Here is a 14,785-nt window from a genome sequence, read left to right as displayed (position 1 = left end):
GGTCAAAAATGGAAAACCAGAATATGCTGCATAAGATCAAATAACGATTGCCAAAACGTGCAGCTAAATAACTTCGGAGGGAACCAATGAAAACCAAATATTGCAGAATCCTACCCTGTGTTGCCTTTGCCGGCGTCATGTCGCTGGCTATCTCGTGTTCCAATGCCAATGCGGCAACCGGCGCGAAACCAGATCCTGCTCTGTTTAGCCAACTGGAGGCTTTTCACGGTCACGTCTGCGCCGGATCGATCTTCGGCGCCCGTATCGGGCTGGCGGCAAAAGAATCGCTGAAAAAGGCAGGGGGTACTGGTAAATTCACGTCGCGCTACTATGACCTTTCCTGCCCGGTGGACGGTGTCCAGTTCGGTGCCGAGACCACTTACGGGAATGCCGCCCAGTCAGTCGAAGATCGTGACGAACATCGGCTGGTGCTGACTGCCGAAGGGAACAAACTGAAGATTGAGGCCCGGCTTACCAGGAAGGCGGAAGAACTTGGCTTGAAAAGCCGCGACCTAGGGGAAAAGGCAAAGGCCCTCCCTTCCGGGTCGCCGGAACTGCATCAACTGGAACGGGAAATTGAAGAGATTTTTTCCTGGCTGAAAACCGCCCCCGAGCAAGAGGTGGTGGTTGTCAGCCTCCTTTCCGCGGAGGATAGAAACCGCTGATGTCCATGTGGATGGCATTCGCCCTGCTGCTGACGGTCATGCTCGTGGTAGACCTAGGTATGAACCGCAAGTATTGCCTCGATCCTGTTGAGTAATAGGCGTCGACCCGATCCTGTTTGAAGGGACGGCTCCAAAAATATTGTCTAAACGGCTACCGGGAGTTAGAAGTTTGTGACCCCATGGGAGGCAAAATGAAAATTGAAGTTATCGAAACTATTGGTAAAGTACGCAACACCTTATTCGGCAATGTATTGGAAGCCTTAAAGGCATGCGGTATGAACGGGAAAGTTGTGTTGGTTAATGATATCAAGACCATTTTGAAATATGGGGTGAAATCAGGCCCAGCACTTATTGTAAATGGGATTGTATTATTTGCTGGAAAAACTCTACCGCCGGAGAAAATCATGAAGTTTCTGCAGCAAAATCACTCGACCTTTTCGTAACAGTTGGTGGATGAAGATGGGGTGGTCTATATCTAAATATCTACCGGAGCACCTGTTCGGCAGGGATAACAGGTGAAGGGGGGCCAGAAATTAGATCACTTATGTCTTCTTGCCTGAGATGCTTAAAGTGATGATTGATGGTCCGTTCTAACGTGAATACATGATACAAATAATTACAACGCCTAACCCAACTACATGGATAAATAAATTGTTCTTGTGTAACGCAATGATAATGTATAGGTTAATGATATGAAAATATTCGGATTTTATCCCACAAGCAGGAAATATTTGCTGCCACTAGTCATGATGGCTGCAGTGATTTTTATTTTCCAAGGGATAAGTTTACCCAATTTATCAAACCCTCAGGATCCCAAGCTTTCAAGTTCACAAAAAGCCGAACCGTCAACCAGTGCTGTTGTTAAAACCCTTCTGCAGTCCCCTCAGTTAAAGGCTGCAAAAGCTGCTCAGCATTTCGATCTTTTCAACAACGAACATCAATTCAAGTACCCTGTCGTTTACATTTCTGCTTCACAGTTTGACTCTCATTCCTTTGCTTCTGCAACAATCACAGTTGGTCACTCCAGAGCTCCACCCGCGTAACACCACCACTGCCTCGCAACATCTGTAGCTTGCAATTGCCGTCTTCCCAGCTTTTTTTACACTGGGGAAGTATCTATGCTAGCAGTTTATTCGAGTCTCTGCTGCCAGGTACGTGCATGCAGTAGTGGCCCCTTATCTGCTTGATGCAAGCATGTCGCGTAAATTTAAACTACCTGATGATATCCGGGGATACCGCCTCATCATAAAACAATGGGAGCTTTCGCAGCCTGAACAGCATGCAGTTAGAAGACTGGTTGTCTGCATAACTGAATGTTTTTCTGCTGCTCGTACCCCGAATAACCATAATAGAAAGGAACAACACCCATGTCCAAGAGTATTTCATGGCGCATATGTCTCATATCGTTTTTTGCGCTGTTATCGTTTCTTTATCTCACGCCGACACTGGTTACCAAACTCCCTTCATGGTGGGGTGGTCTTCTTCCCAAGGACAAAATAAGCCTTGGTCTTGATCTCCAGGGAGGTACCCACCTTGTTATGGAGGTTGACACACAAAAGGCCGTTGAAGGCACTCTCGATCTGATTGCTACCGACCTTGAAGATTCCTTGAATACCAGAAATGTCCGCTACAAGAAGGTCGCCAGGGTTGGTGAAGACTTGATCCAGCTGACACTGTACGACAAGGGAACTGCTGAAAGCGAACAGCAGCTTATAAAGAAAAAGTATCCTGAGTATGAATTGATTCCCCCGACTGATGAAGGCGGACTTGTTATCATCCAGCTCCGTATGGACAAAAACACCATCAAAGACAGGAAAGACAAGGCGGTTGCACAATCACTTGAAACCATCCGCAATAGAATCGATCAGTTCGGCGTGTCAGAGCCGGTAATTCAGCGAGATGGGATAAATCATATTGTCGTTCAACTACCCGGCATAAAGGATCCCAAGCGGGCCATAGAATTGATTGGCAAGACTGCCCGTCTCGAATTCAAGCTGGTTGACGAGAAAATTACCGGTACATCTGCTACGCCTGGGACCATCCCTGAAGACGAAGAAATACTCGTGGAGAAACGATCTGATTCAGCTAGTACATCAGTTCAGGATATCCCGATCGTGGTGAAGAAGAAAGCCATTATCACCGGCGACCTTCTTACCAATGCGCAAGTGAAGATAGATTCACAGTTCAATCAGCCGTATGTGGCAATCGACTTCAACACAACCGGAGCCAGGCTTTTCGACCAGGTAACTGCTGCTAATGTGGGAAAGCGTTTCGCCATAGTACTCGACGGCAATGTTTACTCGGCGCCGGTGATTCGTGAACGGATATCCGGCGGCAGTGCACAGATTTCAGGAAGCTTCAGCGAGAAAGAGGCGGCGGACCTGGCTATCGTCCTGCGCGCGGGGTCGCTCCCGGCACCGGTAAAGATAGTTCAAAATGTCACTGTCGGGCCTTCCATTGGTCAGGATTCGATCGCCAAGGGACTGACAGCCGGCGGGATAGGTGTAGTGCTAGTGGTGGTGTTCATGGCAATTTACTACCGCATGGCAGGAGTGGTTGCTAATATAGGTATGGTACTGAATGTACTTTTTCTTATGGGGGCGCTTGCGGCCCTCGGGGCTACCCTTACTTTGCCCGGTATCGCAGCCATCGTCCTGTTGATCGGCATGTCGGTTGATTCGAACGTCCTTATCTTCGAACGGGTCAAGGAAGAAATCAGGCTTGGCAGAACACCCCGAATGAGTCTTGACGTAGGTTACGACAAGGCTTTCATGACTATTATGGACTCTCACATTACTACACTGATTACGGCCGCGGTCCTCTTTCAGTTCGGGACCGGCCCGGTCAAAGGATTTGCGGTTTCGTTAAGCCTTGGCATTATCATAAACCTCTTCACATCTCTGGTGGCAACCAAAGTCATTTTTGACAGTTGCTTGCGCCGATTTGATGTGAAGAAGCTCAGTATTTAAGGAGGCAATGATGCAACTCATAAAAAAGACCAATATAGACTTTGTCGGCAAGAGAAAGATTTCTTTTGTCATTGCAGCACTAATAGCGATTACCGGCGTCATTGGCATTGTCCAGATCGCGAGAAATGCCGCCAACATGGGAATTGACTTCTCAGGCGGGACTTCAGTTCAGCTCGATTTCAGCCAACCGGTTTCCATTGAAAAGGCCAGGATTGCCCTGGCACATAACAATCTCAAAGAGGCCAATCTGCAGGAGGTTAAGGAAACGAATAAATTACTCATCAAGGTGGGCAAGACCACTTTGGCGTCGGGAAGTGTCGCGGACACAATAACTGCTGTTTTCAAGAAAGAGTTGCCGGAGAATGCCTTTGTTGTGGAAAGTTCCACCGAGATCGGCCCATCCATTGGTGAAAAACTGAAAAAGGACACCCTAGTCGCAGTTGGCATTTCAATGCTCGGCATCATTATTTATATTGCCTGGCGCTTTGATCTGAAATTTGGCATTGGTGCGACCATCGCCACACTTCATGATGTTCTGGCCATGATTGCCGTGTTTTATGTAATGAACAAAGAAATAAACCTTCTCTTCATAACGGCAGTTTTGACGATTGCCGGGTATTCTCTGACCGATACGGTGGTTGTTTTCGACAGGATCAGGGAAAACCTGCGTAAGAACCTGAACGAACCACTGATAAATGTGTTCAATGGGAGTATTAACGAAGTCCTGCCCAGGACGGTAATAACTTCCTTGACCACGTTTATGGCTGCAATTTCCCTGCTGCTCTTCGGTGGTGAAGTGATTCATGACTTTGCCTTTGCGCTGGTCATCGGCATAGTTGTAGGGACGTGTTCTTCGATATTCATTGCGAGCCCGATTGCTCTTGAATTGGAAAGTAGAAAAAGTGAGCTGGCAAGCAAATAACCATCAAGGAGAGAAAGTAGTGACGATTCAGGTGAGTTTCCCGTCAAAAGAGTCAATCTCGATTGCCTGCCCGGTAGAATCCTTTGCTGCCGGGCAGGCATTTGAATTTGCGTGCTACTTAAAATACATGATGGAGAAAACACCATGAAATGTCCGATATGCAGCGATCACAGAAAGATCGAAATCAACATACATTCCGAAGGGTATGCTGACAACATGCTTGAATGCAGTAAGTGCGGGGCTATCTGGATTGAAAGTCTAGAGGCGAACTGCAATTATAGAACTCTCATTTTAGCCAACAAATCAAATTACGGAGTGAAATTATGTGTAACCGGATGATAGGTGTTTTCTTGATTCTTTGTTGCGGTGCCTTTTGGGTCAATGGTTGTGCCAACAAAGAAATGGTAAAGAAGGAAGAATCTTCAATTACAACACACATCGAGAAGAATTTAGCTGAACCGTTCATAAATGACACACTGCCACGTGAAGAAAAGCAATCAGCAGGGTCAACTTTTGGTATTGTGAAAGCATCGTCAGAAACTCAGGTGCTGGCAGTCAGTGAAATTATCTTGGAGAAAATCCATTTCGATTTCGATTCATACCTTTTGGGTTATGCTGCTCGTGATACTTTAAGCAAGAACGCTGAATATCTTTTGAAGAAAAACACGGCTGTCAAGATCCAGATTGAAGGTCACTGTGATGAACATGGTTCAGATGAGTACAACCTGGCCTTAGGTGAAAAGCGGGCACAGGCAGCATTCAACTATTTGGAGACATTGGGAGTCCCTTCTGCACGGCTTTCTGTCATTAGCTATGGCAAGGAAATGCCACTTAATAATGGACACGATGAAGCTGTGTGGGCTCAAAACAGACGCGCTGAATTCGTTATTATCAAATAGTGCCAATTTTTCTCACTGACATGAACATATTCAATGAACCCTCTTTATTGAAAACGAGAGTATACGTAGAGGGTAGTTTCTCACTTAGACGTTTTCTCTAAAGAGGGTAATTCTCATGCCTCGAAAAAGTAGTTAAACAATATGGAGGAAGTGGTGACTACCGCGACGAAAGTCCTGTTACGGGAGAGCAACAATTCCAATAAGGTTCGTTTGCATGGGAAACTGATCCTTGTGACCAGGGCTGCCGGACAGGCCGAGGAATTTGCATGTCTACTAAAAGCCAAAGGTGCACGGGTACTGGAATATCCGACCATCCGGATAGCACCGCCGGAAAGCTACGCAGACTTAGACGTCGCTTTGAAAACGTTGACAGCGTTCGATTGGGTCGTCTTTACCTCCAGAAATGCGGTCGGCAATTTTGTTGAACGTCTACAGATGCTTGATTTAGACGTCAGTACCGTGAATTTTTGTCGGATATGCGCCGTAGGGCCAAAGACCGCAGAATTGTTGCACGACAATGGTGTACGCGTTGACCTGATAGCAAGTAACTACACAGGCGAAGGAGTCGTTGCTGCTTTTGCCGGACTGGAGATGACAGATAGATGGGTGCTTTTCCCCAAGGGCGACTGCGCCCGCGATGTTGTCATAGATGGACTTCTGCGACAGGGAGCACATGTCAGAGATCTGATTACATACCGCAATCTGCCACAAGACAAGATCCCTACTCAATTAGTAATAGCCTTGGAGGAACGGCAGATTGACTGTGTTACATTCACTGCCTCCTCCACGGTCACCAATCTCGCAAGCCTTCTTGGTGAGCAGCGCTTTGCGAAACTCTTGCAAGGAGTTGTTATAGCGAGTATCGGACCGATTACTTCCAAAACGTGTAATAAGTTCGGGCTGGAGGTTCATGTCGAACCCAGTGAATACACAATTAAGGCATTGACTGAAGAAATAGCGAAGTACTTTGATCGCGTTGATTAACTTGGCGCAAATACAGATAATGTGCACCACATGCAGTCTTGGTACCGTTTTAGCGCCAATAGTATGAACACAGAGTGGAGTCATAATGCAACATGCGAATGAAAACATAGTTGTTGGGCTGGATATTGGTACATCCAAGATCTGCGCTGTGGTTGGGAGGCAGCATAACGATCATATTGAGATTCTCGGAATTGGCCAGTCCCGAACCAGTGGGTTGCGTAAAGGTTTTGTGATTAATATCGAGAGCACAGTAAAGTCAATCCGCAAAGCAATAGAGGGAGCGGAACTCATTTCTGGATGTTCCATTAAAAACGTGGTGGTGGGGATTGCCGACAGATTCATGCATGGTCAAAACTCTAACGGCATGGTGACGCTCAAGGGGCGCGAAGTTACAAAGAATGACGTGCAACGGGTCATTGATTTGACGCAAGCTGTACCGCTTCTTGCAGACCGCAGAATGCTACATGTTATCCCACAAGAATTCATCGTTGACTCATACGATGGAATTGAGAATCCTCTGGGAATAAGCGGTGAGAGGCTGGAGGCTCGGGTACACCTCGTCACAGCGGCATCTGCAAGTGTTGCGAATATCGTGAAGGCGTGCGGGCAGGCTGAATTGGTAGTGGATGAAGTTATCTTTCAGCCTCTGGCGTCTGCACAGGCAGTGCTTATGCCAGAAGAGCGGGATCTTGGGGTGGTCATGATCGACATCGGCAGCGGTACAACGGATATTGCAACATTCAGAAGAGGGACGCTCCGGCATACTTCTGTGATACCAGTTGCCGGCAACCACTTGACCAGTGATCTTGCTGTTGGGCTACGCGTTACTACAAGCGAAGCTGAGCAAGTCAAATGTATCCATGGTTGTTGTCAGGGAGACATAATGGACGGAGAACCCCCGGTTGAACTCCTTACGACAATTGGCGTTCGCAATCGCTTTGTGTCCAGGGACAGCATTCGCAACATTCTTTATTGCCGGGCTAACGAAATATTCACCATTATTAACAGGGAGCTAACTTGTTCAGGATTCAAAAGTAACCTGGCTGCCGGTGCAGTGATTACTGGTGGCTCTTCGCGCCTTCCAGGTATGGTTAAGCTGGCCGAGATGGTGCTCAACATGCCGGTACGGGTAGGCGAACCACGGCATATCAGCGGACTCGCTGATAGCGTCTGCTTGCCGCAGTTTTCCACAGGTGTCGGTCTCGTATTGAGTGGCTTCAAGGTTAAGCATACGCCGGAAATTCAAACGGAAACCTTATTTGATAAACTCAGGTTGAGGATTAACTGTCTGTGGGGATAAACGTGATCAGAAATCGATTATTGATGATTTGGTTTAGGAGGCACGGGCACGCATGAAAAAACAATACTACCATGTTGCTGTGATTGTCATTACAACTATACTGATCCTGTGTCTGCATTTATTGTCAATGCAGTGGTTTTCGAATCACATTGTTCTGAACGAACTGTTTTACATCCCACTGATTCTTGGTGTGTTGCGTTTTGGTCCGAAAGGCGCTCTGGTGACCTATCTGTTTGTTTCGGCAGCATACACTCCCATGTTTTTCGGAGGTTGGGCGAACTCAGTTCCACAATTGGTTGATAGATCGTTGCATGTGGTGTTGAGCGGGTTGGTCGCTATTTTTGCAGGCCAACTTGTTACACGGGAGAGGAAAAGACACAGGCAGGCGGAGCAGGAACGTTATTTTTCTGGTATCGGCCAAGCTGCGACCGTAATCGTGCATGACCTGAAGAACCCGCTCATCTCGATTCTGGGGTTTGCTCGTCGCATCCAGGAAGGTAAAGGCGACACTTCACTTGCGGCTCAGACAGTCACGGAATCTGCAATGACCATGCAAAGGATAGTTAACGAGGTACTCGAATTTGCCAGGCCAATACAATTGGATTCCACAGAGGGGGATGTTAGGCAAAGTATTCAGCGGGCTTGCGAATCGTGCTTTATAAAGGCAGAAACGAAAGGAGTGAGTTTTAGGGTTAACTCCCCGCCTGAGCCTCTAATCTGTAAGGTTGATAGCTTCCAATTGGAACGGGCTCTAGTCAACCTGATTGATAATTCTGTTGACGCCTCATATCAAGGTGGAAATGTCATCGTGACCATTGCAAGCGGTAAGAATATGCTTACGATTACAATCAAGGACCATGGAGCCGGAATGAATCAAGAGACATTGGATAATCTTTTTACGCTGACTTACACGACAAAAAACGAAGGGACCGGTTTTGGCGTTCCTATCTCGAAAAAAATCATTGAAGCGCACGGCGGAACTATTCGAATAAAAAGTAAAAAAAATTCCGGTACAGAAGTGATCATAGACTTGCCTTTGAAGCCAGCTAATATGCTGTGAAATATTGATTGTCTCATGAAAGGAGCAATTTGTGCGATACATCCTCCAAATTTCTTTTTCTACCTTAGTTGTGCTGTTTTTACTGTTGTCGTGGACGGTCCCAAATTTCTGTTGGTCCGCTTCATCCGAGATCAGGTTGTCAAAAGGGCAGACCGTCTATGTGCCTGCTTACTCAAATGTTTTTACTGGCCCGAGAAAGCTGCCTTTCCAGCTTGCCACGACGTTGAGCATTAGAAACACAGACATGTCGTCCTCATTTCAGGTTACTGACATCGACTATTACGACACAAGTGGCAAATTGATTCGTCGTTATCTTGAAAAACCATATATCCTTGGTCCATTGGCTTCTTCCTTCGTTCATATTGAGGAGAAAGACACCAGCGGAGGTTTCGGAGCAAACTTCATTGTCAAATGGAACTCAGACAAGGCTATCAATAGTCCCGTCATCGAGTGCGTCATGATCGGAGCCACATCCGGACAGGGGATATCTTTTGTCAGTGCAGGTCAGGAAATTAAATGAACTATCCGTTGAGCAACCAATGAAAACGCTTATTCGAGAATTGATTGATTCCCTTCTGATCGTATTGGGGATTTTTTTAGCCGGGATGGGTATTAAAGGTTTCCTGTTGTCGTCTCACTTCATAGATGGCGGAGTTACCGGTATATCCATGCTGCTGAGCAATCTGCTTGGCTATCCATTGGCGATCCTTATCCCGCTTATCAATCTCCCGTTCATCGCTTTGGGCTATCATCAGATCGGGAGCAAGTTTGCCTTGAAAAGCGTCTTCGCAATAACTGGTTTGGCTCTTTGTCTTGCCTTTGTCAACTATCCGGACGTAACCCCCGACAAGCTGCTGACAGCCGTTTTCGGTGGCTTTTTCATTGGCGCCGGAATAGGCTTGGCTATACGGGGTGGCGCGGTTCTTGACGGCACTGAAATAGCGGCTTTGCTGATCAGTAAAAGTAGTAATATTTTGAAAGTCGGCGATGTCATCCTCATCTTGAATATTTTCATCTTTTCCACTGCGGCTTTTTTTCTCGGCATCGATTCAGCGCTCTATTCTGTATTGACATACTTTGCAGCATCTAAAACAGTCGATTTTCTCCTTCACGGTATAGAGGAGTACAACGCCATAATCATAATGTCAGAAAAAAGTGATGAAATCAGGGTGGCAATCATCCGCATCCTGAGTCGGGGCGTGACGATTTACAATGGACGCGGTGGCAAGTCCGGCAAGCCTATAGATATTATCTATTGTGTCGTTACCAGGTTGGAAATCGGAAGGGTAAAAAATGTTACCAATGAAATTGATGAAACAGCATTTGTAGTAATTCACCCTTTAGCTGATGCCGTCGGCGGTATTATCAGGAAATCCGTCTTGCATTGAAAGGTAGCCGAACCACCGGTGTAAGGCAGATAAGGCGCTGAGTTCTCGGCCATAGAAGGACAGTTCTTCGTAAATCAGCTGAAGCGTCTCGGGTTGAAGAGTCCGCAGTGCTGATATATTTCAACAGGAAGTAAGCGAAATCCCGTTTAGTGTGCTGTTGATTTTGAAAATACATACAGAACGAGTACTCCCAAGAAAATCAGTAAGATTCCGGCCACAGCAGGCAAGTCTAGTTTCTGTCCCATAAAAATCCAAGCGACCAAAACTATCAAGGCTGTCCCGACGCCTGACCAGATTGCATAAGCAATACCTACAGGGATAGCTTTTAGGGTGAGCGACAAAAAGTAAAAAGCAGAGGCATAACCCAAAACAACAATGGTCGAAGGCCATAGCCTCGTAAAACCTTCGGCGGATTTTAGAGCTGAAGTTCCCGCAACTTCACTAACTATCGCTACTATAAGGAATACCCATTTCTGCATTGATTCAATCCTTGGTAATTTGTATTTAACTTATAAAAAGCCAGCATTGTCCGGTTTGGTTTATGCGTTAAGTCAAAAACACCCCTCAGAACTCAACGATGTGCTTTCAAAGACCTTAGCTGTCCGGAAATCAGCTGCAACGATCTTACCAATGGTTTTATTTCCTGCAATTGAATATCATATAAAATTAACCTTGAAATGCTGACGTTAATTTTTGTAACTATTCATACTTACATGCCTTGAGAATCAGACGGATTGATTTTTAAAGCATTGTTGGTAAAAGTTACATTCCATCACGCTGGATCCATTTATTCATTTGCAGAGGAGATTTATATGCCAAAAATTGATTCAGAAGTCGCTGAGGGTTGTTTTCAATAATGAGCATTGAATGGTGTTCTTTTTTTATAAACTGCTCGTGTACGGCGTGATTCAGAAAAGATGATAACCCATCATAATATCCAAGAATGTTTAACAAGCCGCACGGTTTTGTATGAAAACCTAGTTGTGCCCACGTGAGAACTTCAATTATCTCCTCTAACGTTCCAAGACCTCCAGGAAGTGCTATGAAGCCGTCAGACAGCTCAGCCATAAGTGCTTTCCGTTCATGCATCGAGCCAACAATTTTCAGTTCGGTCAATCCATTATGGGCAATTTCCTTGTCAACCAGACTCTGTGGAATGACCCCGACGACCTCGCCGCCTTCATGCAGGACAGTGTCAGCGATTGCCCCCATGACGCCGATACTCGCACCTCCATAAACCAGACCGATGTTACGTACAGTCATTTCACGAACGAATGAACAGGCTTCTTCGACATACCTTGAGTCTCTTCCGGGATTGGAACCGCAATACACACAGATCATTTTCATATCAGCTTGATCCTCCAACGTATAAGGATTGTTCGCTCTTGCGTTCAGCTGCAACTACAGATGGAAATCTCCGGCAGCTTCCGGCTGGTAAAGGATGCGTTTCACCTTCAGTTTTTTAATGCCACTAGGTACTTGCCACGTGATTCGATCCCCGGTGCGGTACCCGATCATGGCAGTACCAATCGGGGCAAGCACTGAAATCTTGCCGCTTTCTAAATTGGCATCACCCGGAAATACAAGCGTATAGACCAGGTCTTCTCCAGAATCCATATCCGTGAGGCAAACTCGTGAGTTCATGGTTATAACATCGGGCGGGATGCCAGATGGAGCTACCACTTCTGCTCTAAGCAGTTCCTGTCCCAGTTCTTCCAGATATTTGCCATCACGAGATGGTTTGCTGCTCGCATTTTCAATCAAATCCTCCAATCGCTGCAAATCGAAATCCGTGATAAATATCTGCCTGCTGTTGGTACGTTCTTTCATGATGCAACCCCCCAATGTTTTTTGTCGCAGAGTTGTTATCTGCAGTTGCTGCTTGAGAACTATCTCCATAGATTTAAAAACAGAATAACCGGCACAATGGCACGCGCACCCTCTGCTACCGAGGCACGGGGATTGGTGGCAATTGTAGTACTGATGCCAGTCCGCTGTTCAAAATAATCTCGCACTCCGGGAATCAACGCCCCACCGCCGGTAAGACAGATGCCGTTCTCAATGATCTCGCAACCCACGTCATGAGGTAGATCCCGCATAAATGAATCAATTGTAGCGGCAATTTTTTCTATTACCGGCAGTAATGCCATCTTTGTAAATACACTGCCTACATGTTCAGGCGAACGCAACAGTCCGTTGGTACGCATCAGCATATCTGAATGCGAATCGTCAATAGTAGATCCATAACTAATTGCTGTAGATACGATCGCGCGGCGCATCTGATCACACCCGATTCTGATTGCGCAAGTGGTCCGAATTTTACTTGAGCGTATGATTGCACAATCAGTAACTCCTTCCCCAATATCAATTACCATCTGAGCGTACGGAGACGAAACATCGAGACCTGCACCAATGGCAGCGGCAAGTGGTTCAGGTATGATCATCACCGAAGCTGCACCGGCGTTTATGATGGAGTCGATTAGTAATTGTCGCTCTTCCTGGCGAGCATCGCTGGGGGCACAGGCTAAAACGCACGGTTTGAAAATGCCGAATCGACGTACTCGATCCATAAGTGGCTCCAGGATGTTTGATACAGTCTCACCATCCACCACCACTCCGTTGCAGAGTGCCCGTTTAAGCCCAATTAAAGAGGGGTATTCCGTTAAAGGAGACAGTCCTGTGGCAATTCGTATTGTCGCAGTACCAACATCCAACGCAATGTGCTGACGCCAGTGCGCGCTGTGGAACAGGGGTATCATGGCAATCCTTTTATATTGTTCTGAACGAAGCGGAGATCTGTTTTTATGTTGCATGCGCAAGTACGCACTGCTGTCATCACTTGCTCAGCAAGTGAAATTTACAGCTTAAAAAAAAACCCCCACTAGCTTGTGCCGGTGGGGGGTTAGGTTTACCTGGTTTAAAAACTAAGTATCTCCCTCCAGCACAAGCAAAATCTGTGCATAATGACGAACCGGTACGATTTCAATCAAGCAAATGGTTGGTTTAGTTTTGAAGAGAATGTTCGACAACATAAGAGGTGACTTCCTAATTTGATAAACAATTTTTAAAAATATAGCATAGATAACAATAGGAGTCAATTGACGCTGTAGTCGAAGTAGGTTAGGCAAGATATTCACGGATCGATATTAATTCATTTAGTTGTCATGGCAAATATATTGAATTTATTGCCGTCGTATTTGCGCTTGCACAGAGTTTTCTTAGTGGTAAACTAAGGTGAGCGCACACTTGCAAGAGGGGCTTAAATGACTAAAAGAAGGCGGGAATCAACTGAGGTAAGACAACAGCAGATAACCGAGGCTGCCTTGCATGTCATAGGGCAGAAGGGGGTAAACGGTGCTACTACGGTTGAGATTGCCTCTGCGACAGGCATTTCCGAAGGGAACCTTTACCGGCATTTCCGAAACAAGGAAGAAATAATCAAATCGGTAATCGACAAGATCGGGAACGACTTGGTAGCGATACTGAATGCCGTGGCAGAAGTTAGTGATCCACTACAAAAACTGGAAATCACATTTAAACGCCACCTTATGTACATAGAAGGGAATGTCGGTATACCAAGAACAATTTTCTCAGAAGAAACGATTGTGTCGAATGAAAATCTTCGAGCAAGGGTGAAAAATACTATTTTAATGTATTTCCAAGGGATCAAGCAAATAGTTGAACAAGGACAGAAGATTGGCGCGCTTGATGCTGAAATGGACTCGCAGGCAATCACCAGCATGTTCATTGGCACTATCCACTTTGCTGTCACGCGGTGGTTGATGAATAATTTTTCCCCTAAACTGACCGATGATGCGGAGGGGCTTTGGAAAAACTATGCACGAGCAGTAATTCATAAAGATTAAAATTATCAACACACCATTACAGGAGGAAATCAAAATGGAACTGATTAACAAAGTTGTCGGACTCACGGTTGTTTTTGTTGCCTGCTTAAGTCTGCTTGTCCCACGGTTTGCCGTGGCTCATTGCGACACTATGGATGGCCCGGTTGTCCAAGATGCCCGTAAGGCCCTGGAGACCAAAGATGTCACACCGGTTCTCAAATGGGTACAGAGCAAAGATGAAAAAAGCCTTAAAGATGCATTCAAGAAAGCACTCGCCGCACAAGGTAAGAAACAGCAGCCAGCCGCGGAGAAGAAGTTTTTCGAATTACTGGTAAAAATCCATCGTGCTGGCGAAGGCGCACCCTTCACAGGGCTGAAGCCCGCAGGCGGAGTGGAGCCGGTTATCGCCGAGGCGGACAAAGCTTTGGCCGGAGGCTCTCCCGACAGTTTGGTAAAGATGGTGACCGATTCGGTCAGCCAAGGTATTCGCCAGAGATACGAGAAGGTGGCTGAAGCGCTCAAGCACAAGGATGAGAGCGTACAGAAAGGTCGAGAATACGTGGCGGCATACGTCGAGTATACCCATTACGTGGAGCGCTTGCAGATGGATGCGGAGGGACATGCGGCGCATCATGGGGAGGCTGCCCACAAAAAGCATGAGGTTCAAAAACACGAGCATGGCCATTGATCATGCACCAAGCAGTTGGGTTGAGATAATTATTTTAAAAGAAAAACTGACACAAGCACAAGGAG

General features: G+C 46.3%; 17 protein-coding genes. 13 read left to right on the top strand and 4 right to left on the bottom strand.

The window, feature by feature from the left end:
- Positions 1 to 86: 86 nt before the first annotated feature.
- The 11 genes from GJT30_05750 to GJT30_05700 all read left to right on the top strand — a co-directional run bounded on the left by GJT30_05750 (position 87) and on the right by GJT30_05700 (position 10,187).
- Entirely contained in the window at positions 87 to 665 is a 579-nt protein-coding gene (locus GJT30_05750; GenBank protein ID MSM39108.1) for a formylmethanofuran dehydrogenase, read from the top strand.
- Positions 666 to 844: 179 nt separating this feature from the next.
- Positions 845 to 1,108 (top strand): thioredoxin family protein, encoded by a 264-nt coding sequence (locus tag GJT30_05745; protein ID MSM39107.1) that lies wholly within the window; start codon positions 845 to 847, stop codon positions 1,106 to 1,108.
- Positions 1,109 to 1,357: 249 nt separating this feature from the next.
- On the top strand, positions 1,358 to 1,708 hold the full coding sequence (locus GJT30_05740; GenBank protein MSM39106.1) for a hypothetical protein: 351 nt from the start codon (positions 1,358 to 1,360) through the stop codon (positions 1,706 to 1,708).
- 324 nt (positions 1,709 to 2,032) lie between these two features.
- On the top strand, positions 2,033 to 3,634 hold the full coding sequence (gene secD, locus GJT30_05735) for a protein translocase subunit SecD (GenBank protein MSM39105.1): 1,602 nt from the start codon (positions 2,033 to 2,035) through the stop codon (positions 3,632 to 3,634).
- 10 nt (positions 3,635 to 3,644) lie between these two features.
- Positions 3,645 to 4,556, top strand: a complete 912-nt coding sequence (secF, locus tag GJT30_05730; protein ID MSM39104.1) for a protein translocase subunit SecF — start codon at positions 3,645 to 3,647, stop codon at positions 4,554 to 4,556.
- A gap of 323 nt (positions 4,557 to 4,879) precedes the next feature.
- Positions 4,880 to 5,455, top strand: a complete 576-nt coding sequence (gene pal / locus GJT30_05725; GenBank protein ID MSM39103.1) for a peptidoglycan-associated lipoprotein Pal — start codon at positions 4,880 to 4,882, stop codon at positions 5,453 to 5,455.
- 141 nt (positions 5,456 to 5,596) lie between these two features.
- Positions 5,597 to 6,439: a hypothetical protein gene (locus GJT30_05720; GenBank protein ID MSM39102.1), complete on the top strand. Its 843-nt coding sequence runs from the start codon at positions 5,597 to 5,599 to the stop codon at positions 6,437 to 6,439.
- A gap of 85 nt (positions 6,440 to 6,524) precedes the next feature.
- Entirely contained in the window at positions 6,525 to 7,739 is a 1,215-nt protein-coding gene (gene ftsA, locus GJT30_05715) for a cell division protein FtsA (GenBank protein ID MSM39101.1), read from the top strand.
- Between the two features lie 52 nt (positions 7,740 to 7,791).
- On the top strand, positions 7,792 to 8,799 hold the full coding sequence (locus GJT30_05710; protein ID MSM39100.1) for a GHKL domain-containing protein: 1,008 nt from the start codon (positions 7,792 to 7,794) through the stop codon (positions 8,797 to 8,799).
- Positions 8,800 to 8,839: 40 nt separating this feature from the next.
- Positions 8,840 to 9,319: a DUF3124 domain-containing protein gene (locus tag GJT30_05705; GenBank protein MSM39099.1), complete on the top strand. Its 480-nt coding sequence runs from the start codon at positions 8,840 to 8,842 to the stop codon at positions 9,317 to 9,319.
- A gap of 19 nt (positions 9,320 to 9,338) precedes the next feature.
- Entirely contained in the window at positions 9,339 to 10,187 is an 849-nt protein-coding gene (locus tag GJT30_05700; protein MSM39098.1) for a DUF2179 domain-containing protein, read from the top strand.
- 146 nt (positions 10,188 to 10,333) lie between these two features.
- Here the strand turns inward: GJT30_05700 and GJT30_05695 are convergent, their stop codons facing one another.
- The 4 genes from GJT30_05695 to GJT30_05680 form a co-directional block, all read right to left on the bottom strand.
- A complete protein-coding gene (locus GJT30_05695) occupies positions 10,334 to 10,666 on the bottom strand; it encodes a QacE family quaternary ammonium compound efflux SMR transporter (protein ID MSM39097.1) in 333 nt (110 codons plus the stop codon).
- Between the two features lie 283 nt (positions 10,667 to 10,949).
- Positions 10,950 to 11,534: a TIGR00730 family Rossman fold protein gene (locus tag GJT30_05690; GenBank protein MSM39096.1), complete on the bottom strand. Its 585-nt coding sequence runs from the start codon at positions 11,532 to 11,534 to the stop codon at positions 10,950 to 10,952.
- 54 nt (positions 11,535 to 11,588) lie between these two features.
- Positions 11,589 to 12,017, bottom strand: a complete 429-nt coding sequence (locus tag GJT30_05685; GenBank protein MSM39095.1) for a nucleoside diphosphate kinase regulator — start codon at positions 12,015 to 12,017, stop codon at positions 11,589 to 11,591.
- Between the two features lie 59 nt (positions 12,018 to 12,076).
- On the bottom strand, positions 12,077 to 12,946 hold the full coding sequence (locus GJT30_05680; GenBank protein ID MSM39094.1) for an Hsp70 family protein: 870 nt from the start codon (positions 12,944 to 12,946) through the stop codon (positions 12,077 to 12,079).
- A 504-nt stretch (positions 12,947 to 13,450) separates the two neighbouring features.
- On the opposite strand from GJT30_05680, the gene GJT30_05675 reads away from it, so the two are divergent.
- Together GJT30_05675 and GJT30_05670 are read left to right on the top strand one after the other, a co-directional pair.
- Positions 13,451 to 14,053 carry a TetR family transcriptional regulator gene (locus GJT30_05675; protein ID MSM39093.1) on the top strand — a complete coding sequence of 201 codons (603 nt, stop codon included), beginning with the start codon at positions 13,451 to 13,453 and terminating at the stop codon, positions 14,051 to 14,053.
- A gap of 34 nt (positions 14,054 to 14,087) precedes the next feature.
- A complete protein-coding gene (locus GJT30_05670) occupies positions 14,088 to 14,720 on the top strand; it encodes a hypothetical protein (protein MSM39092.1) in 633 nt (210 codons plus the stop codon).
- The last annotated feature ends 65 nt before the right edge of the window (positions 14,721 to 14,785 follow it).

The sequence above is a fragment of the Geobacter sp. genome (genome assembly GCA_009684525.1).
In the GTDB taxonomy this organism is placed as follows: domain Bacteria; phylum Desulfobacterota; class Desulfuromonadia; order Geobacterales; family DSM-12255; genus Geoanaerobacter.
Note: the sequence above shows the minus strand (reverse complement) of the source record. Positions and strands in the feature narration are given on the sequence as shown.